General features: G+C 53.1%; 22 protein-coding genes and 5 tRNA genes. 1 reads left to right on the top strand and 26 read right to left on the bottom strand.

Annotated features, from left to right (window positions below; translation table 11 throughout):
• Window positions 1-59: 59 nt before the first annotated feature.
• The 17 genes from rpoC to MFLA_RS01345 form a co-directional block, all read right to left on the bottom strand.
• Window positions 60-4289 carry a DNA-directed RNA polymerase subunit beta' gene (gene rpoC / locus MFLA_RS01425; protein WP_011478641.1) on the bottom strand — a complete coding sequence of 1410 codons (4230 nt, stop codon included), beginning with the start codon at window positions 4287-4289 and terminating at the stop codon, window positions 60-62.
• Between the two features lie 12 nt (window positions 4290-4301).
• On the bottom strand, window positions 4302-8474 hold the full coding sequence (rpoB, locus tag MFLA_RS01420) for a DNA-directed RNA polymerase subunit beta (protein WP_011478640.1): 4173 nt from the start codon (window positions 8472-8474) through the stop codon (window positions 4302-4304).
• 123 nt (window positions 8475-8597) lie between these two features.
• Window positions 8598-8984: a 50S ribosomal protein L7/L12 gene (gene rplL / locus MFLA_RS01415; protein WP_011478639.1), complete on the bottom strand. Its 387-nt coding sequence runs from the start codon at window positions 8982-8984 to the stop codon at window positions 8598-8600.
• A gap of 33 nt (window positions 8985-9017) precedes the next feature.
• Entirely contained in the window at window positions 9018-9542 is a 525-nt protein-coding gene (gene rplJ, locus MFLA_RS01410) for a 50S ribosomal protein L10 (protein ID WP_011478638.1), read from the bottom strand.
• A 236-nt stretch (window positions 9543-9778) separates the two neighbouring features.
• Window positions 9779-10471, bottom strand: coding sequence for a 50S ribosomal protein L1 (rplA, locus tag MFLA_RS01405; RefSeq protein ID WP_011478637.1), 693 nt, complete (start codon window positions 10469-10471; stop codon window positions 9779-9781).
• Window positions 10472-10903, bottom strand: coding sequence for a 50S ribosomal protein L11 (gene rplK, locus MFLA_RS01400; protein WP_011478636.1), 432 nt, complete (start codon window positions 10901-10903; stop codon window positions 10472-10474).
• 151 nt (window positions 10904-11054) lie between these two features.
• The gene (gene nusG, locus MFLA_RS01395; RefSeq protein ID WP_011478635.1) at window positions 11055-11594 is read right to left on the bottom strand and encodes a transcription termination/antitermination protein NusG; all 540 of its coding nucleotides are present in this window, start codon (window positions 11592-11594) and stop codon (window positions 11055-11057) included.
• A complete protein-coding gene (gene secE, locus MFLA_RS01390) occupies window positions 11594-11941 on the bottom strand; it encodes a preprotein translocase subunit SecE (protein WP_011478634.1) in 348 nt (115 codons plus the stop codon). The genes nusG and secE overlap by 1 nt, the downstream gene beginning before the upstream one ends.
• Window positions 11942-11958: 17 nt before the next feature.
• A tRNA-Trp gene (locus MFLA_RS01385) sits at window positions 11959-12034 on the bottom strand.
• 57 nt (window positions 12035-12091) lie between these two features.
• Window positions 12092-13282, bottom strand: coding sequence for an elongation factor Tu (gene tuf, locus MFLA_RS01380; RefSeq protein ID WP_011478633.1), 1191 nt, complete (start codon window positions 13280-13282; stop codon window positions 12092-12094).
• A 62-nt stretch (window positions 13283-13344) separates the two neighbouring features.
• Window positions 13345-13419: transfer RNA gene (locus MFLA_RS01375), tRNA-Thr, on the bottom strand.
• Window positions 13420-13445: 26 nt separating this feature from the next.
• Window positions 13446-13521, bottom strand: a tRNA-Gly gene (locus tag MFLA_RS01370).
• 41 nt (window positions 13522-13562) lie between these two features.
• Window positions 13563-13647, bottom strand: a tRNA-Tyr gene (locus MFLA_RS01365).
• A gap of 59 nt (window positions 13648-13706) precedes the next feature.
• Window positions 13707-13782 (bottom strand) — tRNA-Thr (locus tag MFLA_RS01360).
• Between the two features lie 18 nt (window positions 13783-13800).
• Window positions 13801-14226 (bottom strand): ClpXP protease specificity-enhancing factor, encoded by a 426-nt coding sequence (locus tag MFLA_RS01355; RefSeq protein WP_011478632.1) that lies wholly within the window; start codon window positions 14224-14226, stop codon window positions 13801-13803.
• 6 nt (window positions 14227-14232) lie between these two features.
• Window positions 14233-14832 carry a glutathione S-transferase N-terminal domain-containing protein gene (locus MFLA_RS01350; protein WP_011478631.1) on the bottom strand — a complete coding sequence of 200 codons (600 nt, stop codon included), beginning with the start codon at window positions 14830-14832 and terminating at the stop codon, window positions 14233-14235.
• 172 nt (window positions 14833-15004) lie between these two features.
• Entirely contained in the window at window positions 15005-15751 is a 747-nt protein-coding gene (locus MFLA_RS01345; RefSeq protein WP_011478630.1) for a Nif3-like dinuclear metal center hexameric protein, read from the bottom strand.
• Window positions 15752-15793: 42 nt separating this feature from the next.
• Between MFLA_RS01345 and MFLA_RS01340 the strand changes: the two genes are divergently transcribed.
• Complete coding sequence (locus MFLA_RS01340; protein WP_011478629.1) at window positions 15794-16984, top strand: Do family serine endopeptidase; 1191 nt, start codon at window positions 15794-15796, stop codon at window positions 16982-16984.
• A 55-nt stretch (window positions 16985-17039) separates the two neighbouring features.
• On the opposite strand, the gene tatC is transcribed toward MFLA_RS01340, so the two are convergent.
• From tatC to hisH, 9 genes are read right to left on the bottom strand one after another with little or no spacing between them, the layout of a single operon-like run.
• Window positions 17040-17774 (bottom strand): twin-arginine translocase subunit TatC, encoded by a 735-nt coding sequence (tatC, locus tag MFLA_RS01335; RefSeq protein ID WP_011478628.1) that lies wholly within the window; start codon window positions 17772-17774, stop codon window positions 17040-17042.
• The gene (tatB, locus tag MFLA_RS01330; RefSeq protein WP_011478627.1) at window positions 17771-18127 is read right to left on the bottom strand and encodes a Sec-independent protein translocase protein TatB; all 357 of its coding nucleotides are present in this window, start codon (window positions 18125-18127) and stop codon (window positions 17771-17773) included. Before tatB ends, tatC begins: the two co-directional genes overlap by 4 nt.
• Before the next feature lie 15 nt (window positions 18128-18142).
• Complete coding sequence (gene tatA, locus MFLA_RS01325) at window positions 18143-18361, bottom strand: Sec-independent protein translocase subunit TatA (RefSeq protein ID WP_011478626.1); 219 nt, start codon at window positions 18359-18361, stop codon at window positions 18143-18145.
• A 17-nt stretch (window positions 18362-18378) separates the two neighbouring features.
• The gene (locus MFLA_RS01320) at window positions 18379-18717 is read right to left on the bottom strand and encodes a histidine triad nucleotide-binding protein (protein ID WP_048811801.1); all 339 of its coding nucleotides are present in this window, start codon (window positions 18715-18717) and stop codon (window positions 18379-18381) included.
• Between the two features lie 33 nt (window positions 18718-18750).
• Window positions 18751-19071 (bottom strand): phosphoribosyl-ATP diphosphatase, encoded by a 321-nt coding sequence (locus tag MFLA_RS01315; protein WP_011478624.1) that lies wholly within the window; start codon window positions 19069-19071, stop codon window positions 18751-18753.
• The gene (hisI, locus tag MFLA_RS01310; RefSeq protein ID WP_011478623.1) at window positions 19064-19456 is read right to left on the bottom strand and encodes a phosphoribosyl-AMP cyclohydrolase; all 393 of its coding nucleotides are present in this window, start codon (window positions 19454-19456) and stop codon (window positions 19064-19066) included. The genes MFLA_RS01315 and hisI overlap by 8 nt, the downstream gene beginning before the upstream one ends.
• Entirely contained in the window at window positions 19453-20211 is a 759-nt protein-coding gene (hisF, locus tag MFLA_RS01305; RefSeq protein ID WP_011478622.1) for an imidazole glycerol phosphate synthase subunit HisF, read from the bottom strand. Before hisF ends, hisI begins: the two co-directional genes overlap by 4 nt.
• Window positions 20208-20951: a 1-(5-phosphoribosyl)-5-[(5-phosphoribosylamino)methylideneamino]imidazole-4-carboxamide isomerase gene (gene hisA / locus MFLA_RS01300; RefSeq protein WP_011478621.1), complete on the bottom strand. Its 744-nt coding sequence runs from the start codon at window positions 20949-20951 to the stop codon at window positions 20208-20210. The genes hisF and hisA overlap by 4 nt, the downstream gene beginning before the upstream one ends.
• 19 nt (window positions 20952-20970) lie before the next feature.
• Complete coding sequence (hisH, locus tag MFLA_RS01295) at window positions 20971-21615, bottom strand: imidazole glycerol phosphate synthase subunit HisH (protein WP_011478620.1); 645 nt, start codon at window positions 21613-21615, stop codon at window positions 20971-20973.
• Window positions 21616-21641 lie beyond the last annotated feature (26 nt).

Raw genomic sequence — 21641 nt, 5'->3', positions numbered from 1 at the left:
CGGGATGGCTAAACGCCATCCCGGAAAACTTAGCATTCTATTTTGCGTTCAATGTGTTGTCAAGCAACCTCGGGATTTCCAGAGGTTTCTTCCAATTGCACATTTCCAGCATCTTCAATGATGGCAGGCGCTGAATCTACACCCGCAACATTACGTTTACGTGTCTCGTGATAAGCCAGGCCGGTACCGGCAGGAATCAATCGACCCACAATGACATTTTCCTTCAGCCCACGCAGCTCGTCACGCTTGCCCAGAATTGCTGCTTCGGTCAAGACGCGAGTGGTTTCCTGGAAGGAAGCTGCAGAGATGAAGGAGTCGGTAGACAAGGACGCCTTGGTAATGCCCAGCAATACATATTCAAAACTGGCTGGACGCCCATCTTGTGCCAATACCCGTTCATTTTCTGTCAGCACATCGGCACGCTCCACTTGCTCACCCAGGATGAAGCTGGTGTCGCCCGCATCGGTGATGCGTACGCGACGCAACATCTGGCGCACGATCACTTCGATGTGCTTGTCATTGATCTTCACACCTTGCAGACGGTAAACATCCTGCACCTCGTCAATGATGTAACGCGCCAAGGCTTCGCGGCCTTGTAGCCTCAAGATGTCTTGAGGATCAGCCGGACCGTCGACGATGCTTTCCCCTTTGGTGACCACCTGGCCGTCGTGCGCCGTCACGTGTTTATCCTTAGGAATCAGGAACTCATGAGAAACACCGTCCAGGTCGGTAATCACCAGGCGTTGCTTACCCTTGGTATCCTTACCGAAGGAAATCGTACCTGTCACCTCTGCCAGCAAGCCAGCATCCTTAGGTGAACGTGCTTCAAACAACTCAGCCACACGTGGCAGACCACCGGTAATGTCACGGGTCTTGGAAGACTCTTGCGGAATACGGGCCAGAACTTCACCCACGCCGACTTCCTGACCATCCTTCACGGTAATGATGCAACCGAGCTGGAAAGTCACGCTCACAGGCGCTTCACCGCCAGCGACCTTCACCTCGACGCCATTAGCATCAAGAAGCTTCACTTGCGGGCGCAGTCCCTTGGATTGGCCAGCACGTTGCTTCGGATCAATGACCACCAATGAAGACAGGCCGGTGACTTCGTCCACTTGCTTAGCGACAGTCACCCCTTCTTCGACATTCTCAAACTTCACACGTCCCGCGTATTCGGTAATGATCGGGCGCGTATGCGGATCCCAGGTCGCCAAGGCCTGACCTGCCTTGACCGGCTTCCCATCGGTAATTTGCAGCGTAGCGCCATAAGGTACTTTGTGGCGCTCGCGCTCACGGCCATTCTCATCCTGAATGATCGCCTCGCCATTACGGGAAATCACCACTTGCTCCCCACGCGCATTGGTCACATAGCGCATAGTGGATGTGAAATGCACGATACCATTGGACTTGCTCTCGACCTGGCTGACGGAAGCTGCACGCGACACCGCACCACCGATGTGGAAGGTACGCATCGTCAGCTGGGTACCTGGCTCACCAATGGATTGTGCAGCAATCACACCGACAGCCTCGCCCATGTTAATGAGTTTGCCGCGTCCCAAGTCTCGACCATAACATTTCGCGCAAATACCGTAGCGTGTTTCACAAGTCAGCGCAGTCCGCACCTTGACTTCATCAATGCCCAATGCATCGATGTGCTCGACCTCATCTTCGGTCAGTAGTGTCCCTGCTGGATAAACCACTTCCTGGGTTTCAGGATTCAGCACATCCAGCGCAGCTACACGGCCGAGGATACGGTCATGCAATGGCTCAACCACTTCACCGCCCTTGACCAAAGCCTTGGTGTACAAACCTTCTGTCGTGCCGCAATCATGCTCGGTCACCACCAAATCTTGTGTCACATCGACCAGTCGACGGGTCAGGTAACCTGAGTTCGCTGTCTTCAACGCCGTATCTGCCAACCCTTTACGGGCACCGTGTGTCGAAATGAAGTACTGCAACACATTGAGGCCGTCACGGAAATTGGCGGTAATCGGGGTTTCAATAATCGACCCATCCGGTTTTGCCATTAGGCCACGCATACCAGCAAGCTGTCGTACCTGGGCTGCGGAACCACGGGCGCCTGAGTCGGCCATCATATAAATGGCATTGAAGGATTCCTGCTTGATAGGATTGCCTTCTGCGTCCTTGGCAACCTCACCATTCGCATCAAGTACGACCTCTTCACGCAGCTGCTTCATCATCGCATCAGCGACCTTGTCACCGGCACGGCCCCAGATATCCACGACCTTGTTGTAGCGCTCACCCTGAGTCACCAGACCGGAAACATACTGATCTTCAATTTCCTTGACCTCGGCTTCGGCCGATGCAATCAATTGCTCCTTCTCAGGCGGAACCAGCATATCGTTGATACTGATCGAGATGCCAGCCTTGGTTGCATAGGTATAGCCCGTATACATGAGCTTGTCGGCAAAAATCACGGTCTCACGAATGCCCACACGGCGGAAGCTGGCGTTGATGAGCCTGGATATTTCCTTTTTCTTCAACGCCTTATCTATCACACTGAATGGAAGGCCTGCGGGCAGGATTTCCGACAGCAAAGCACGTCCAACGGTGGTCTCGTAACGTGTGATTTTTTCACGCTTCTGGCCATCGACTTCAACATCGAACTCGCGCAGGCGCACGGTAATGCGCGCATGCAAATCAACCTGCCCACTATCGTAGGCACGCTGAACCTCGGCCACATTGGCAAAACGCATGCCTTCGCCACGAGCAGCCTTCTTCTCACGGGTCATGTAGTACAGCCCCAAGACGATATCCTGGGAAGGCACGATGATCGGCTCACCATTGGCGGGAGACAGTACGTTGTTGGATGCCAGCATCAGGGTGCGGGCTTCCATCTGCGCTTCCAGGCTCAATGGCACGTGGACGGCCATCTGGTCGCCGTCAAAGTCGGCGTTGAACGCAGCACACACCAACGGGTGCAACTGGATCGCCTTGCCTTCGACCAAGGTCGGCTCGAACGCCTGGATACCTAGACGGTGCAATGTAGGCGCACGGTTCAGCAATACCGGATGCTCGCGGATGACGTCTTCGAGGATATCCCAGACTTCTGGTCCTTCCTCTTCCACCTTCTTCTTGGCAGCCTTGATCGTCGTTGCCAGACCCAACACTTCCAGTTTGTGGAAAATGAACGGCTTGAACAGTTCCAGTGCCATCTTCTTTGGCAGGCCGCACTGGTGCAGCTTGAGCTGAGGACCAACCACGATCACGGAACGGCCGGAATAGTCGACACGCTTACCCAGCAGGTTCTGACGGAAGCGGCCACCCTTGCCCTTGATCATGTCTGCCAAGGACTTCAGAGGACGCTTGTTGGCGCCAGTCATGACTTTGCCGCGACGACCATTGTCCAGCAACGAGTCAACCGCTTCCTGCAGCATGCGCTTTTCATTGCGCACGATGATTTCTGGCGCCTTCAATTCCAACAACCGCTTCAAACGATTGTTACGATTGATAACGCGACGATAGAGATCGTTCAAGTCAGAAGTCGCAAAGCGGCCGCCGTCCAACGGTACTAATGGGCGCAGCTCCGGAGGCAATACCGGCAACACTTCCAGGATCATCCATTCTGGCTTGATACCTGACTTCTGGAATGCTTCCAGCACCTTCAAACGCTTGGCGATCTTCTTGATCTTGGCTTCGGAGCCGGTCTCGCCAAGTTCGCGACGCAACTTCTCAATTTCGGTATGGATATCCATGGTGCGCAACAGTTCACGCACGGCTTCCGCACCCATCACGGCATTGAACTCGTCGCCGTATTCTTCCACTTTGGACAAGTAGTCATCTTCAGTCAGCAACTGACCACGGGTAAGTGGTGTCATGCCGGGATCAATGACGATATATGCCTCGAAGTAGAGCACGCGCTCAATATCGCGCAAAGCGATGTCCAGCACCATGCCCAAACGGCTGGGCAGGGACTTCAAGAACCAGATGTGGGCGACCGGACTAGCCAACTCGATGTGTGCCATGCGTTCGCGGCGCACCTTGGAAAGCGTCACTTCAACGCCGCACTTCTCGCAGATCACACCACGGTGCTTGAGACGTTTATATTTGCCGCATAAACACTCATAGTCCTTGATCGGGCCAAATATCTTGGCGCAGAACAAACCATCCCGCTCTGGCTTGAAGGTACGATAATTGATGGTCTCGGGCTTCTTGACCTCGCCATAAGACCAGGAGCGAATCTTTTCCGGAGAAGCCAGCGCGATCTTGATCGCGTCAAACTCTTCTTCCTGAGTGACCTGCTTGAATAAATCTAATAGAGCTTTCACGCGCGTTTCTCCTTAGTTGCGGTCAAGATCAATATCGATGGCGAGCGAGCGGATTTCTTTCACCAACACATTGAAGGACTCTGGCATGCCAGCGTCTATCTTGTGCTCACCCTTGACAATGTTTTCGTATACCTTGGTACGACCAGTCACGTCATCGGATTTCACGGTCAGCATTTCCTGCAAGGTATAGGATGCACCGTAGGCTTCCAGCGCCCAGACTTCCATTTCACCGAAGCGCTGACCACCGAACTGCGCCTTACCGCCCAACGGCTGCTGCGTAACCAGCGAGTAAGGCCCTGTAGAACGCGCATGCATCTTGTCATCCACCAAGTGGTGCAGCTTAAGCACATGCATGTAACCTACTGTCACCGGACGCTCGAATGCGTCACCGGTACGGCCATCGAACAAGGTTACCTGGGTTTTGCCGGACGCAAACTGTAACTGCTGCGTACGCGGATCGTCGTCAGGGAATGCCAGATCCAGCATGGCCTTGATATCGGCCTCGGTCGCACCATCGAACACAGGGGTTGCGAATGGTACGCCACTCCTGAGGTTCTTTGCCAAGTCGATGACTTCGTCATCGCTCAATGATGCGATATCTTCCGACTTGCCATTGCTCTTGTTGTATACCTGCTCCAGGAAGTCCCGCAGCTCGGCCGCCTTGGCTTGCGCCTGCAGCATATTGCCAATACGAATGCCCAACCCCTTAGCAGCCCAACCCAAGTGAACCTCGAGAATCTGCCCGATGTTCATCCGGGATGGCACACCCAGCGGATTCAGGACGATATCCATAGGCGTCCCATCGGCCATGTGCGGCATGTCCTCAATCGGTACGATCTTGGACACCACGCCCTTGTTACCATGTCGGCCCGCCATTTTGTCGCCGGGCTGGATACGACGCTTGACGGCAAGATAGACCTTGACCATTTTCTGCACCCCTGGAGGCAGTTCATCGCCCTGGGTCAGCTTGCGCTTCTTTTCTTCAAACTTACTGTCAAATTCGATCCGTGCCTGAGACAGGCTGTCACGCAGCTGTTCAAGCTGACGCGCAACGTCTTCATCGCTCAGGCGGATGTCAAACCAGTCATAGCGTGCCAACCCATCCAGATACTCAGCGGTGACTGTCTCGCCCTTCTTCAGTTTTTGCGGTCCACCGGTCGCAACCTTGCCTTCAATCAGGCGGCGAATCCGGCCAAATGCATCATCTTCGACAATACGCATCTGGTCAGCCAGATCCTGCTTGTAATCCGCTAGCTGGTCGTCAATGATTTGTTGCGCACGGGCATCACGCTCAATACCCTCACGCGTGAACACTTGCACGTCAATCACGGTACCGGACATGCCAGATGGTACGCGCAGCGAAGTATCTTTCACGTCAGATGCTTTTTCACCGAAGATTGCGCGCAGCAATTTCTCTTCCGGTGTCAGCTGGGTTTCGCCCTTCGGGGTGACCTTGCCAACCAGTACATCACCTGCTTCGACTTCAGCACCGATATAAATAATGCCGGACTCATCCAGTCGCCCAAGCATGCGCTCGGACAGGTTGGAGATATCCCGCGTGATTTCTTCTGCGCCCAGCTTGGTATCACGGGCAACCACCGACAACTCTTCGATATGGATCGAGGTATAGCGGTCATCGGCCACGACACGCTCGGAAATCAGGATCGAATCCTCGAAGTTGTAGCCATTCCATGGCATGAAGGCAACCAACATGTTCTGGCCCAGCGCCAACTCACCCATATCGGTGGAAGCACCGTCGGCAATCACATCGCCGCGCGCCAGCACGTCACCGACATTGACCAGCGGACGCTGGTTAATATTGGTGTTCTGGTTGGAGCGCGTATACTTGATCAGGTTGTAGATATCGACGCCCACTTCACCTGCGGCAGCTTCTTCATCGTGCACGCGCACCACGATACGGCTTGAGTCGACATAATCAACCACGCCGCCACGACGGGCAGTCACTACAGTACCGGAGTCGACAGCCACAGTACGCTCAATGCCAGTACCGACTAACGCTTTTTCTGCACGCAGACATGGTACGGCCTGACGCTGCATGTTAGCGCCCATCAAGGCGCGGTTGGCGTCATCATGCTCCAAGAAAGGAATCAGGGAAGCCGCCACCGATACGATTTGGCCAGGCGCCACATCCATATACTGCACACGGTCTGGTTGCGCCATGGTGAATTCGTTGTGATAACGCGCAGAAACCAAGTCTTCCTTAAACCTGCCATCCTGATCCAGCTCGGAATTCGCCTGAGCGATCATGTACTGACTTTCCTCGATCGCAGACAAATAATCAATCTGATCGGAAACCTTGTTATCCGCCACGCGGCGATAAGGGGTTTCCAAGAAACCATACTGGTTGGTGCGGGAATACAGAGCCAGAGAGTTAATCAGGCCGATATTCGGACCTTCGGGCGTTTCAATCGGGCAAACACGACCATAATGGGTGGAATGCACGTCGCGCACCTCAAAGCCGGCACGCTCACGCGTCAGGCCGCCTGGACCCAATGCGGATACACGACGCTTGTGCGTGATCTCGGACAATGGATTGGTCTGATCCATGAATTGCGACGGCTGCGAAGACCCAAAGAACTCACGAATCGCGCTGGACACCGGCTTCGCATTAATCAGATCATGCGGCATCAGGTTGTCGGACTCAGCCTGCGACAAACGCTCCTTGACTGCCCGCTCTACACGTACCAAGCCCGCACGGAACTGGTTCTCGGCCAACTCACCCACAGAGCGGATGCGGCGGTTACCCAAGTGGTCGATATCATCAATTTCACCGCGTCCATTGCGCAACTCAATCAATACAGCGATTACAGCCAGAATGTCATCGTTGGACAGTGTGCCAGGACCTTCGGCACCTTGCGGGCCAACTTTCTCATAGAAGCGGCGCAACCATGCAGCAGTACGCTCCTCTATCTTCTCGGGGAAAGCGCGGCGGTTGAACTTCATGCGGCCGACAGCAGAAAGGTCGTATCGATCCTCATTGAAGAACAATCCTTCGAACAGCGCCTGCACAGCCTCTTCCGTCGGAGGTTCACCAGGACGCATCATGCGGTAGATAGCCACGCGTGCACTGTACTCATCAGGAATTTCATCAATACGCAATGTTTGCGATATATAGTCGCCATGATCGAGATCATTTGCATACAAGGTATTGATTTTATTAACATCTGCTTCGCGCAGCTTGTCCAGCAACGACTCAGTCACCTCGTCGTTGGCATTGGCGATAATTTCGCCCGTAGTCTTATCCACGATACCCGCAGCCAAGGAACGGCCGAGCAAGAACTCTTCCGGCACCGTGATCTTGCTGATCCCGGATTTTTCCATGTCTCGGATATGCTTGACGGTGATGCGCTTATCCTTGGCAACAATGACCTTGCCATCTTTATCCAGAATATCGAACTTGGCTACCTCCCCACGCAGGCGTTCGGGCACCAGTTCAAACTGCACACCCTTTTTGGCGATATGGAAAGTGTCAAAATCGTAGAATGTTTCCAGAATTTGCTCTGGAGTAAAACCAAGCGCTTTCAGGAGTATGGTCACCGGCATCTTGCGACGACGATCAACACGGAAATACAAATAATCCTTGGGGTCGAATTCAAAATCGAGCCAGGAACCACGGTAAGGAATGATGCGCGCAGAGAACAGCAGCTTGCCTGAACTGTGGGTCTTGCCACGGTCATGTTCAAAAAATACGCCAGGGCTGCGGTGTAATTGCGACACGATGACACGCTCGGTGCCGTTGATCACAAAAGACCCGTTTTCCGTCATGAGCGGCAATTCGCCCATATAGACTTCCTGCTCCTTCACCTCCTTGACAGTAGGCTTAGAAGCTTCCTTATCCATGATGGTCAAGCGCACCTTGACGCGCAAAGGTGCAGCGTAAGTCAAGCCACGCTGCTGGCATTCCTTGACATCGAACGGCTCTTGGCCAAGGTTATAACTCACGAAATCCAGTCGCGCATTGCCGGAATGACTGACAATAGGGAAGACCGAACTGAATGCTGCTTGAAGGCCCGTATCCGTGCGCTTGTCGGCGGGGGTGTCAGCTTGCAAAAATGCAGCGTAGGACTCCAATTGCATGGCGAGCAGGTAAGGAACCTCCTGCACGCTTTCGCGCTTGGCGAAACTTTTACGCAGACGTTTCTTTTCGGTAAAGGAATAGCTCATAGCATCTCCTGAGGATAGAGGGCAGAAGACAGCAGCCCGACCAGACTGCTGTCTTCTAACTTCTTAAAATGGTGAAGGCTGGCAGTTTCCTGCCAGCCTGCATACCCTTGTGTTGAAGCGGTATTATTTGATTTCAGCCTTGGCGCCAGCTTCTTCCAGCTTCTTGGCAGCAGCTTCGGCATCAGCCTTGGAAACGCCTTCCTTGATTGCCTTAGGAGCAGCGTCAACCAAGTCCTTGGCTTCCTTCAGACCCAGGGAAGTCAGTTCGCGAACAGCCTTAATCACGTTTACCTTGTTGTCGCCAGCGGAGGCCAGGATCACGTCGAACTCAGTCTTTTCTGCCGCAGCAGCACCAGCGTCGCCGCCGCCAGCTGCAGGAGCAGCGACTGCAACAGCAGCTGCAGCTGCGGATACGCCGAACTTCTCTTCCAGGTCCTTGATCAGTTCGGACAGTTCGAGAACGGTCAGAGACGCAATAGCGTCAAGAATTTCTGCTTTGGATAATGCCATTTGTTAATACTCCTGATAAATGTAAGATATGAATTAGGCTGCTTGCTTTTGGTCGCGTACAGCAGCAAGGCCGCGTGCAAACTTCGTCGGCACTTCGTTGAGAGTGCGAACGAATTGCGCAACAGGCGCTTGCATCGTGCCGAGCAACTTGGCCAGCAACTCTTCGCGGCTTGGCAGGGTAGCCAGGGATTGCACACCCTTGGCATCCAGAACCTTGCCTGGCAAAGCGCCAGCCTTGATGACAAACTTGTCGTTAGCTTTGGCAAAATTATTCAGCACCTTTGCCGCAGCAACCGGGTCGGCAGAAATGCCGAACACCAGTGGGCCCACCATGTCGTTCGCCAGTCCAGAAAACTGTGTCCCGTCGACAGCGCGACGTACTAAGGTATTCTTCAGAACACGCAGGTAAACACCGGATTTTCTGGCTTCAGCGCGCAACTTGGTCATGTCACCCACTTCGATGCCACGATACTCAGCGAGAACAATTGCCTGGGCCTGAGCAACTTGCTCGCTCACCTCAGCAACCACTGCCTTTTTCTGCTCAAGATTAAGACTCAAGGTCTTCTCCTTCCGTTAATTAAGCATTTGCAGTCGCCTGCAAACACCTTCCACGGCGACCTTTCATCAGGAATAAAAATCCTGTTCCGGGTAACGCCATCTGCGTAGGATTAGGCTAAAGTTCTGCCGTCATTAAGCCCGCTTGGGCTCCTACGGTCTTTGATAACCCCATGGCTTCCTGCACCATGGGCCCAAAGTTCTTTGCGGCGCCGGCCATCAGGACGACGCCAAATTCATCACGCCAGGTTAGACTGATCAACACGCACACCGGCACCCATGGTGCTGGAGACGGAGACCTTCTTTAGGTAAACACCCTTGGACGATGCCGGCTTAGCCTTGTTCAAGGCATCCACAAGCGCAGCCAGATTCTCCTTCAGCGCGTCCACCTCGAAAGAAGCACGGCCGATGGTGCAATGCACGATACCACCCTTATCGGTACGATACTGTACCTGACCAGCCTTGGCGTTCTTCACGGCAGTAGCAACATCAGGAGTTACCGTGCCCACCTTTGGGTTAGGCATCAGACCACGGGGGCCGAGCACTTGACCCAAAGCACCAACAATTCGCATGGCATCAGGCGTAGCAATGGCAACATCGAAGTCCAGCATGCCGCCCTTGACTTGCTCAGCAAGGTCTTCAAAACCAACGATGTCAGCACCGGCAGCCTTAGCTGCTTCAGCAGCAGCGCCTTGCGCAAATACGGCAACACGCTTGGTCTTGCCTGTACCATGCGGTAACACCAATGCACCACGGACCAACTGGTCAGACTTACGGGCATCGATACCAAGATTAATCACTGCATCAACTGACTCGTCAAACTTGGCAGTCGCAGTTTCCTTGACCAGCGCCAATGCTTCAGTGACAGGATATACCTTGTTACGATCAACCTTGGCACGCAATGCCTTGATTCTTTTAGAAACATTAGCCATTTACACGCCCTCCACTTCAATACCCATACTGCGTGCGCTACCTGCGATAGTACGCACTGCAGCATCCAGATCTGCTGCCGTCAGATCAGGCGCTTTGGTTTTGGCGATCTCTTCTGCTTGCGCACGTGTAATTTTGCCGACCTTATCGGTATGAGGACGAGGGGATCCCTTGTCGATCTTGGCAGCCTTCTTGATCAGGATGGTGGCAGGAGGAGTCTTCATCACGAATGTGAAGCTCTTGTCCGCGAATGCAGTGATCACAACCGGAATGGGCAATCCGGGTTCCATGCTTTGGGTTGCTGCATTAAATGCCTTGCAGAACTCCATGATATTCAAACCGCGCTGACCCAAGGCAGGACCAACTGGAGGACTTGGGTTGGCTTTACCTGCAGGAATCTGCAGCTTAATATAGCCAATAACTTTCTTTGCCATTTTAATAAACTCCTAATTTGGGTAATAGCGCTTGTTTGGACAAGCTCCCCAGCCATTAGATATGTGATGCGCAAACATCACGCTGAACACCCCAGATTGCCAGAGTGCAAAAGCCATGTCTTGCAAACAACAAGACACAGCCAGAATACTGTCAAACCTCTTTTTCCACCTGACTGAAATCCAGCTCCACAGGGGTTGCACGCCCGAAGATCACCACGGACACACGCAACTTGCTCTTTTCATAGTTGACATCTTCAACACTACCCGAGAAGTCCTTAAAGGGACCATCAATCACCCGCACAGACTCACCCTTATCAAAAGTGAGCTTCTGCGTTGGATTACTCTTACTTTCATCCATGCGCTGAAGAATGATTTCCACTTCTTTATCCTTGATAGGGGTCGGCTTTTGCGCAGTTCCGCCAATAAACGCAGTGACCCGAGGAGTGCTTTTCACCAAGTGCCAGCTTTCGTCGCTCATTTGCATCTGAACCAGCACGTATCCAGGATACAACTTGCGCTCGGTGATACTCTTGACGCCATTCTTCATCTCAACAACTTCTTCAACTGGCACCAAGATATCGCCAAACAAGTCACCTATGTCAGAGCGAGCAATACGCTCCTCTAAAGCTTTCTTGACGGATTTTTCAAACCCTGAAAACGCCTGCACCGCATACCACCGCATACCACTCATTACGCGCCCCTCCCCATCAACTGCTTGACAGCCCACATGAAGCCGACATCGACTATCCAGAGGAAAATGGCCATGATAATTACCAACCCGAACACTGCGGCAGTCGTTTGTATTGTTTCCTTGCGGGTAGGCCAGACGACTTTGCGGGTTTCAAGCACGGCTTCCCGCGCAAATGAAATTGCATTTTGCCCAACGGGCGTCGTCTTCACCACGAGCAGTGCAACAACAATCCCTGCCAAAAAGGCTAGAATACGCACCACAAGCGCCTGATCCGCCAACAAATAAAAGCCGGCAACCCCTGCAGCGACCAGCAGCAGGGATATCACCAGCTTAATTTTTTCGGTCATATTTTGCACTTAATTAATGGCAGGCCAGGAGGGCCTCGAACCCCCAACCCTCGGTTTTGGAGACCGATACTCTGCCAATTGAGCTACTGGCCTGTAAAGCTTTACCAACAATAAAGGCTGCACGCCTATCTGCGTGCAGCCAACGGGACATTACTCAATAATTTTAGCGACGACACCGGCACCGACGGTACGACCACCTTCACGAATCGCGAAGCGCAGGCCTTCTTCCATCGCGATCGGCGCAATCAGGGAGACGGAGATGGAGACGTTGTCGCCAGGCATGACCATTTCGGTTCCTGCCGGCAGTTCTACAGCACCTGTCACGTCGGTGGTACGGAAGTAGAACTGGGGACGGTAGCCGTTGAAGAATGGGGTGTGACGACCACCTTCATCTTTGCCCAGAACGTAGATTTCAGCTGTGAATTTGGTGTGCGGCTTGATGGAGCCCACTTTGGCGAGGACTTGGCCACGTTCAACTTCTTCACGTTTGGTGCCACGCAGGAGTACGCCAACGTTGTCACCTGCTTGACCTTGGTCGAGCAGTTTGCGGAACATTTCGACGCCGGTACAGGTGGTTTTGATGGTGGGCTTGAGGCCGACAATTTCGATTTCGTCACCAACTTTGACGATGCCGCGCTCTACTCGACCGGTCACGACGGTACCACGGCCAGAGATGGAGAATACGTCTTCTACTGGCATGAGGAAGGTGCCGTCAACAGCACGTTCCGGTGTGGGGATGTAGGTGTCCAGGGCTTCTGCCAAACGGAAGATGGCTGGTTCGCCGATGTCGGATTGGTCGCCTTCAAGGGCAAGCTTGGCGGAGCCTTTGATGATGGGGGTGTCGTCTCCGGGGAAATCGTATTTGGAGAGGAGTTCTCGCACTTCCATTTCAACCAGTTCGAGCAGTTCTGCGTCGTCAACCATGTCTGCCTTGTTCAGGAAGACGATGATGTAGGGCACGCCCACTTGGCGGGCCAGCAGGATGTGTTCGCGGGTTTGCGGCATGGGGCCGTCTGCAGCGGATACAACGAGGATGGCGCCGTCCATTTGGGCAGCTCCAGTGATCATGTTCTTGACGTAGTCGGCGTGGCCTGGGCAGTCAACGTGGGCGTAGTGACGGGTTTCGGTTTCGTATTCTACGTGAGAGGTGTTGATGGTGATGCCACGGGCCTTTTCTTCCGGCGCGTTGTCGATCTGGGAGTAGTCCTTGGCTTCGCCACCAAATTTCTTGGTCAATACGGTGGTGATCGCAGCTGTCAATGTTGTCTTACCATGGTCAACGTGACCAATCGTGCCTACGTTGACGTGCGGCTTCGTCCGCTCAAATTTTCCTTTTGCCATTTCCGTTTCCTTTAACCGACTTTATCAAGTTAACTGAGTGCGTTTAACATCCAAGCACCAAATGGTGCCCATGGCGGGAATCGGACCCGCGACCTCTCCCTTACCAAGGGAGTGCTCTACCACTGAGCCACATGGGCATTTTTATTAAATTCTGAATTTCAAATGGAGCGGGCGACGAGGTTCGAACTCGCGACATCTTGCTTGGAAGGCAAGTGCTCTACCAACTGAGCTACACCCGCACATCTAACCAGAAATCATGCCCTGGCCCCAAATTCTATGCTGGTGGAGGGGGAAGGATTCGAACCTTCGTACTCTGAGAGAACGGATTTACAGTCCGTCGCCTTTAACCACTCGGCCACCCCTCCAAACAGAACCCGGGATTATGCGTATATTTTGACTTAGTGTCAAACGCATTTTAAAGAAATGGTGCCGGATGTCGGAATCGAACTGACGACCTTCGCATTACAAGTGCGCTGCTCTACCAACTGAGCTAATCCGGCACAACTAAACCTTTACAACTACTTCACCACCCTTAACGATGGCTTCTTTTTTACCTCTGACGCATCTGGAGAGCTTCCATCACCCACCTTTACGTCTTGAGCACCTTTTTCATCCGACCCATCTCCTGATGAGTCCTCTTCGAAAAACATACCCTGCCCATTCTCACGAGCAAAAATTCCACGCACCGCACTCATCGGCACATACAGCTCACTCGATGCACCATTGAAACGGGCTGAGAATGTAACAGCATCCGTCCCAATATGCAAATTTTTTGTGGCGCTGTAATTAATATTCAGCACAATCTGTCCGTCCTTGACATATGCCATGGGGACTCTCGTTTGCGCATTGACCACAACCAGCAAATGTGGCGTTAAGCCGTTATCCGTACACCACTCATGAATAGCGCGCACCAGATAGGGCTTGGTTGAAGCAATTTGACTCATTCCAGTCTATTTCCGCATTGCTTTTTCAGAAGGCGTCATCGCTTCGATGTAAGCCGGGCGGGAGAATATGCGCTCCGCATACTTAAGCAAGGGAGCCGCCTGCTTCGGTAGCTCAATGCCGTAGTGACCCAAGCGCCATAGAAGCGGCGCAATTGCTACATCCAGCATGGAGAATTCATCACCCAGGATATATTCCTGGCGACTGAACAAAGGCACGATCTGCGTCAGATTATCGCGAATCGTTGCGCGCGCCTTGTCCGCAGCCTTGGCGCTACCGGTTTCGATGTCGGCGACATGATTGAACAGTTGCTCTTCAAAATTATGCAGAAACAAGCGCGCACGGGCCCGCATCACAGGGTCGGCCGGCATCAATTGCGGATGAGGGAAACGCTCATCAATGTATTCATTGATGATATTAGCCTGCTCAAGCACCAGGTCACGCTCAACCAGCACAGGCACCGTGTTATGCGGATTGATTACAGCCAAATCCTCTGGCTTGTTTGCCATATCGACATCTATCACCTGGAAATCCATGCCCTTTTCGAACAGCACGATACGGCAACGATGGCTATAAGGACAGGTGGTACCAGAATACAAGGTCATCATATTTCACTATCTCACTTGAAGAATGTCCGGCAGGATGGTTAGCGTCCCGCCAGAGAACAGAAAGGCTTTCAGCGCAATGATGAAATCATCCGCTTCAGGCAAGCGAGGGATTTTACAGACACTGACGGAAAAATGAAAGGGAAATCACATTTTACACTTACCAATCATTGACTTATATTTGATTTTCAATGTCGATGAACTCATGTGCCAGTGCAAACTTTTCGGCAAGGTGAGCTCCCAATGCCGCAACTCCGTACCGCTCTGTCGCATGGTGTCCTGCGGCAATGTAGGCCACGCCCGTCTCACGCGCCAGGTGGAATGTTGGTTCTGATATCTCCCCGCTAATGTAGAGATCTACGCCTAGCCCGATAGCAGTCTCAAAATAACCTTGGGCCCCACCACTGCACCAGGCGATACGACGTACTTTTTTTTGCGGGTCACCCAACACTTGTGGTGATCTACGCAGTTGGTTAGAGAGCGTGTCAGAAAATGCGCCCAGCGTAGTTTCAACCGGCAAGCGACCATATGCGATCAAATTCTGCTCGCCTGCCCACCCTTCCAATTCGGCGCCCATGATTTGGCCTAATCGCGCGTTATTGCCAAGCGTTTGATGGGCATCAAGCGGCAAATGGTATGCAAGCAGACTGATGTCATGCTGCAACAGAAATTTCAAGCGTGCATGCTTGATCCCCGTGACGACGGGCGACTCATTGCGCCAGAAGTATCCATGATGCACCAAGATGGCATCAGCACCGGCGCGGTTCGCCGCCTCAAGCAAGGTAAGACTGGCGGTGACACCAGTCACCAACTTGCCGACCTCACTACGTCCTTGCACCTGCAAACCATTGGGACAATAATCCCGGAACCGCTCAATCTCAAGAAATTGTCCGGTATAATCAATCAATTCTATTAGCTTCATTCTGTTTCCTAACATTCATATTCGCACTTCGTCGAAATCAATATGCGCAAACTCTGGCTCATTTTTGCACAGACAGTCACCATTAGCCTGGCGGCTCTTTTCGTGGCACAGTTGTTTTACCCACAACTACTCCCTTTCGGCGACAAGTCCGGCACTTCCATTAAGGAAGCTCCTGCCTACAATCCCATCAATGAAGTATCACCCAATCATGATGGCAGCCAAGCGCCCCCCGGCTCCTATCGCCGGGCGGCCCAGGCAGCCATCCCGAGCGTGGTCAACATTTTCACGTCAAAAAAAACCAGGCAATCAATAGGAAATCCTTTTCTGGATGACCCGTTATTCCGCCATTTCTTTGGCGACCAGTGGAACGAATATCCCAGTCAACGCGAGAATAGCCTAGGATCCGGCGTCATCGTCAATAGCCAGGGCCTCATCCTCACCAACCATCATGTCATTGATGGCGCTGATGAGATCGAGGTAGCATTGCCTGATGGTCGAACATTCCCGGCCAGAATTGTGGGCACCGATCCTGAAACCGATCTTGCGGTACTCAAGATCAATGTCCGTAACCTGCCTGCCATTACATTCGCACAATCCAACAATATCAGCGTTGGCGATGTCGTATTGGCAATCGGCAATCCATTTGGCGTAGGACAGACCGTCACCCAAGGCATCATTAGCGCATTAGGTCGTAGCCATCTTGGCATCAACACCTTCGAGAACTTCATCCAGACCGACGCGCCGATCAATCCCGGCAACTCCGGAGGGGCATTGATCGATACCGAAGGCAATCTAGTCGGCATCAATAGTGCGATTTATTCTCGCAGCGGCGGCTCCATGGGTATCGGTTTTGCCATTCCCGTCAGTCTAGCCAAGCAAGTGATGGAGCAAATTATTCGTCAAGGCAGCGTAATCCGAGGCTGGATCGGGATCGAGGCCCAAGATATCACTCCCGAACTGGCAGAGTCTTTCCGACTCAAGCAGGCGCGCGGATCACTAGTAGCAGGCGTAGTACGAGGCAGCCCGGCAGACAAGGCTGGACTGCGACCTGGCGATATCTTGCTAGAGATTGATGGTCGAGAAGTCACCGATAGCTCCACGATGCTGAATGTGATCTCGAACCTGAAGCCGGAAAAGAAAGTGCTGGTCAAGATTGCACGTAACCAGACTGAACTGGTATTGCCTATCGTCATTGGAAAACGCCCGACTCCCCAAATTGCCAGCGGCCGTTAAGAATGTGTCGTTCATCAGCACCGGCAATGGGCTGCGGCTCATGCAGCTCATGCAATTAATCCAGTTGCCGTTGGCCTTTTTTCTGGATCAAGCTGGCCACTAGGATGCCGGCCTCGTACAGCACCCATAAAGGCACAGCCAGCATCACCTGAGAAATCACATCAGGCGGGGTAAAAATAGCGCCGATGACAAATGCTCCGACAATCACGTATGAACGCGCTTCGCGCAAGGATGCAACACTGACGACACCAGCACTCACCAGCAGGACCACGGCAACCGGCACCTCAAACGCCAATCCAAATGCAATGAAAAGAGTCATGGCAAAGTCTAGGTACTTGCCAATATCCGTCATCACCGCCACCCCTTCAGGCGCAGTGTGGGTAATAAAGCCAAAGACAACGGGGAACACTAGAAAATAAGCGAATGCCATCCCCATCAGGAATAACACGGTACTCGCAAATACAAGCGGCCCGATCAGGCGCCGCTCGTGTGTATAAAGCCCTGGCGCGACAAATGCCCACACTTGATACAGGGTGTGTGGCAGGGAAAGTATGAATGCCGTGAGAAATACCACTTTCATGGGCACAAAGAATGGCGTCGTGACATCAGTCGCAATCATTTGACCGCCAACGGGCAAGCTATGCAACAGAGGTTTGGCAAGAAACTGGTAAATGTCGTTGGCGAACGGGAACAACACCAGCGTACACAGCACGATACCGATAATGATGCGTAGCAAGCGGTCACGCAACTCAATCAAGTGCGAGACGAAAGTATCTGAAGCGTTATTCAATCTGGCCTGCCGCGCTCTTGGGAGCCATCATCAGTAGTAGAGCTATCGCTCCGTGGGACTGTGCTTTCTGTGCCTTCGTTGTCGGGCGATGCAATTCTTTGTATATCTTGTTCTATGCTAGCACCCGTCTGCTTGAGGGCAGACTCCGCATCCCGCATGTCCGCCTGCAGTCTCTGCAATTCATCGAAACGCAACTCGCGACTGATGTCAGATTTGACGTTATTGACATAGCGCTGTGCACGCCCCAGCAGCAAGCCCACGGTACGGGCGACCTTGGGCAGTTTTTCTGGACCAATGACTACCAGCGCCACGATGCCGATGACAACCAGTTCCGAAAAGGCAATATCGAACACAGCCGTCCCGCTCCGTTACTGCTTTTCCTTTTGTCTGACGTCGTTCTCAACGGTCTGTCCCTTAGCGTCATCGTCAAGCGCAGCCGCTGCGGACTTGCCTTCGTTCACCGCCTCCTTGAAACCTTTCACAGCGCCACCGACATCACTGCCTAGGTTGCGCAGGCGCTTAGTACCGAAAATCAGAATCACGATTGCCAGCACGATCAGCCAATGCCAAATACTGAATGAACCCATTTCTAGTTCTCCTAATCTCAAACCTTTGGCAATGTATCGCCACCGCCAAATACATGCACATGTAAATGAAACACCTCTTGCCCGCCTTCACGCCCAGTATTGATCATGGTGCGGAATCCTTTCAGGCCTAACTGGGAAGCGAGCCTGGGCGCTAATAACAATATCTTTCCGAGCAAGGCCTGGTGAGTAGCATCACAGTCCGCCAGGCTCGCGACATGCTCCTTGGGGACGAGGAGAAAGTGCACCGGTGCAATAGGACGAATATCGTGAAATGCAATGACCTCTTCATCCTCGTGAAACTTGCGCGCAGGGATATCATTAGTCACTATCTTACAGAAAATACAGTCAGCACTCATTGACATTGCGTCCCTATCCAACAATCTTACCCATCACTCTACCGGACGGGAGGCCTTTTCCTCAAGCCCCGATAAACCTTCTCGTCTTGCCAGCTCGCGCAACACATCCTGAGGGCCTAACCCAGCGTTCGCCAGCATAACTAAGCTATGGAACCAGAGATCGGCTGTTTCATATACGATTTGCTCCGCATCCCCATCCTTGGCGGCGATGATAGCTTCAGTCGCCTCTTCGCCAATTTTCTTCAAAATCGCATCCGTGCCCTTGGCATACAGCTTGGCAACATAAGATGACTGCGGGTCTGCGCTCTTGCGCTGCTCCAGCAGTTCAGCAAGCCTATCCAGCACATCACTCATGGTGATAAATATCCTCGGGGTTCTTGATGATGGCCTGATCGGTAACCCAACCGTCCTGCTCCAGTTTCTGAAAAAAGCAATTGTGGCGGCCAGTATGGCATGCGATGCCGCCTACCTGCTCGACCAGAATGAGGATGACGTCCTCGTCGCAATCCAACCTGATCTCGTGCACCTTCTGCACATGGCCAGACTCTTCGCCCTTATGCCAAAGGCGGTTACGGGAACGCGACCAGTACACTGCCTGGCCGGTTTCAGCCGTGAGCCGCAATGACTCGCGGTTCATCCACGCGAACATCAGCACCTTGTTTGTACCTGCCTCCTGTGCGATAACGGGTACCAAGCCATCCGGCGTCCAATGGACCTTATCCAGCCATGTATCGCTCATAAGCGCACCTCGATTCCCTGATCGCGCATATACTCCTTGGCTTGGCGCACCGTATACTCACCGTAATGGAAGATGCTGGCAGCCAGTACTGCATCCGCACCCCCTTCCCTGACGCCTTCAACCAAGTGCACCAGGTTGCCCACACCGCCCGATGCAATGATAGGAACATCGACTGCCTCACTGATTGCACGGTTGAGCGGGAGGTTGAACCCCATTTTGGTACCATCGCGATCCATGCTGGTGACAAGCAACTCACCCGCTCCAAGCTCGACCATTTTCCGCGCCCAGTCAACGGCATTGAGGCCGGTTGGCGTACGCCCGCCATGGGTAAAAATCTCCCAATGATCACCCACTTGCTTGGCATCAATCGCGACGACAATACATTGCGAACCAAAACGCGACGCCGCGTCTGCCACCAGCTGTGGATTGGTCACAGCGGCGGTATTGATGCTGACCTTGTCAGCACCTGCATTGAGCAAGCGGCGGATATCCTCTACTTCACGCACCCCGCCGCCGACCGTCAGGGGAATGAACACCTGAGAAGCCACCTGTTCGATGATGCCTAGCATCAAGCCACGGTTATCCGAGCTGGCAGTAATATCCAGGAAGGTCAGCTCGTCGGCACCCTGCTCATCATAACGTCGCGCAATTTCCACTGGGTCGCCAGCATCACGCAATTCGAGAAAATTGACACCTTTGACCACGCGCCCATTTGTCACATCCAAACAGGGAATAATGCGCTTGGCTAGACTCATATCTGACTCAGCTCATCCGCGAGCGCCTGAGCTTCGGTAAAATTCAATGTTCCTTCGTAAATTGCGCGGCCTGTAATTGCTCCAATGATGCCTTCGCTTTCGACTTCGGCCAAGCGACGCACGTCATCCAAGTTAGTGACGCCGCCACTGGCGATGACGGGAATGGTCAGCGCTTGGGCCAAAGCCACGGTCGCTTCGATATTGACACCCGTTAACATGCCATCACGACCGATATCAGTGTACACCACGGCTTCCACGCCGTAATCCTCGAACTTCTTGGCGAGGTCGATCACGTCGTGGCCAGTCAGCTTGGACCAGCCATCCACGGCCACCTTGCCATCCTTGGCATCCAGACCCACCATGATCTGCCCAGGGAATGCATAGCATGCCTCATGGAGGAATCCGGGACTCTTGACGGCAGCAGTGCCCACAATCACATAACTGATGCCATCATCCAAGTAACGCTCTATCGTATCCAGATCGCGAATACCACCACCAAGCTGGATAGGAATATCGTTGCCAACAGCCTTGACAATTGCCTTGATGGCGCCCTCATTGACAGGCTTGCCAGCAAACGCACCATTCAAATCTACCAGGTGCAAGCGCTTGCCACCCTGGTCAACCCAGTGCCTGGCCATGGCGCCGGGATCCTCGGAAAATACAGTGGCATCTTCCATCAAACCCTGTTTCAAACGAACACAATGACCATCTTTCAGGTCGATAGCAGGAATAATCAGCATGATATTGACAAATTAATGATTAAAACACCCCGTCCCACCGGACGAAGTTGGAAAGAAGCTTGAGCCCGGCATCATGGCTCTTCTCCGGATGGAACTGGACAGCAAACAGGTTACCGCGGGCAATGGAACTGGTGAACCGCTTGGGATACTCACTATAGCCCGCAGCCAGTCCAGCATCTTCCGGTAAAACGTAATAACTATGCACGTAATAGAAACGTTCACCGTCGGCAATACCATGCCATAGCGGATGCTCCAGGCTCTGGTAGACCTGATTCCAACCCATATGCGGCACCTTGAGTTTGGCTCCGTGCTCATCGTGCATCTCTGCCGCCGCAAAGCGCTTTACCTTGCCTTTGAGTACCCCCAAACCGGCAGCATTTCCTTCTTCGCTATGCTCGAACAGCAACTGCAAGCCAATGCAGATCCCCAAGAATGGCTTTTCGGCGGCAGCGGCAATAACGGCATTCCGCAAGCCGCGCGCATCCAGCTCGCGCATGCAATCTGGCATGGCACCTTGACCAGGGAACACCACGCGACGGGCGGCGGCAATCTGTGCCGGGTCACTGGTCACAATCACAGTCTGGTTGGGGGCGACATGCTCCAGCGCCTTGGACACGGAGCGTAAATTGCCCATGCCATAATCAACAACGGCTATATCTGTCATGGTAGGATCGGTAGAAAACCGAAAAA

Source organism: Methylobacillus flagellatus KT (assembly GCF_000013705.1).
Lineage (GTDB): Bacteria > Pseudomonadota > Gammaproteobacteria > Burkholderiales > Methylophilaceae > Methylobacillus > Methylobacillus flagellatus.
Note: the sequence above shows the minus strand (reverse complement) of the source record. Positions and strands in the feature narration are given on the sequence as shown.

Excerpts from the sequence above, each read along its gene's own strand:
- rpoB (WP_011478640.1), bottom strand. The coding sequence starts at position 8,474 with ATGAGCTATTCCTTTACCGAAAAGAAACGTCTGCGTAAAAGTTTCGCC.
- rplL (WP_011478639.1), bottom strand. The coding sequence starts at position 8,984 with ATGGCATTATCCAAAGCAGAAATTCTTGACGCTATTGCGTCTCTGACC.
- rplA (WP_011478637.1), bottom strand. The coding sequence starts at position 10,471 with ATGGCTAATGTTTCTAAAAGAATCAAGGCATTGCGTGCCAAGGTTGAT.
- rplK (WP_011478636.1), bottom strand. The coding sequence starts at position 10,903 with ATGGCAAAGAAAGTTATTGGCTATATTAAGCTGCAGATTCCTGCAGGT.
- nusG (WP_011478635.1), bottom strand. The coding sequence starts at position 11,594 with ATGAGTGGTATGCGGTGGTATGCGGTGCAGGCGTTTTCAGGGTTTGAA.
- secE (WP_011478634.1), bottom strand. The coding sequence starts at position 11,941 with ATGACCGAAAAAATTAAGCTGGTGATATCCCTGCTGCTGGTCGCTGCA.
- tuf (WP_011478633.1), bottom strand. The coding sequence starts at position 13,282 with ATGGCAAAAGGAAAATTTGAGCGGACGAAGCCGCACGTCAACGTAGGC.
- MFLA_RS01355 (WP_011478632.1), bottom strand. The coding sequence starts at position 14,226 with ATGAGTCAAATTGCTTCAACCAAGCCCTATCTGGTGCGCGCTATTCAT.
- MFLA_RS01350 (WP_011478631.1), bottom strand. The coding sequence starts at position 14,832 with ATGATGACCTTGTATTCTGGTACCACCTGTCCTTATAGCCATCGTTGC.
- MFLA_RS01345 (WP_011478630.1), bottom strand. The coding sequence starts at position 15,751 with ATGAAGCTAATAGAATTGATTGATTATACCGGACAATTTCTTGAGATT.
- MFLA_RS01340 (WP_011478629.1), top strand. The coding sequence starts at position 15,794 with ATGCGCAAACTCTGGCTCATTTTTGCACAGACAGTCACCATTAGCCTG.
- tatA (WP_011478626.1), bottom strand. The coding sequence starts at position 18,361 with ATGGGTTCATTCAGTATTTGGCATTGGCTGATCGTGCTGGCAATCGTG.
- MFLA_RS01320 (WP_048811801.1), bottom strand. The coding sequence starts at position 18,717 with ATGAGTGCTGACTGTATTTTCTGTAAGATAGTGACTAATGATATCCCT.
- MFLA_RS01315 (WP_011478624.1), bottom strand. The coding sequence starts at position 19,071 with ATGAGTGATGTGCTGGATAGGCTTGCTGAACTGCTGGAGCAGCGCAAG.
- hisI (WP_011478623.1), bottom strand. The coding sequence starts at position 19,456 with ATGAGCGATACATGGCTGGATAAGGTCCATTGGACGCCGGATGGCTTG.
- hisF (WP_011478622.1), bottom strand. The coding sequence starts at position 20,211 with ATGAGTCTAGCCAAGCGCATTATTCCCTGTTTGGATGTGACAAATGGG.
- hisA (WP_011478621.1), bottom strand. The coding sequence starts at position 20,951 with ATGCTGATTATTCCTGCTATCGACCTGAAAGATGGTCATTGTGTTCGT.
- hisH (WP_011478620.1), bottom strand. The coding sequence starts at position 21,615 with ATGACAGATATAGCCGTTGTTGATTATGGCATGGGCAATTTACGCTCC.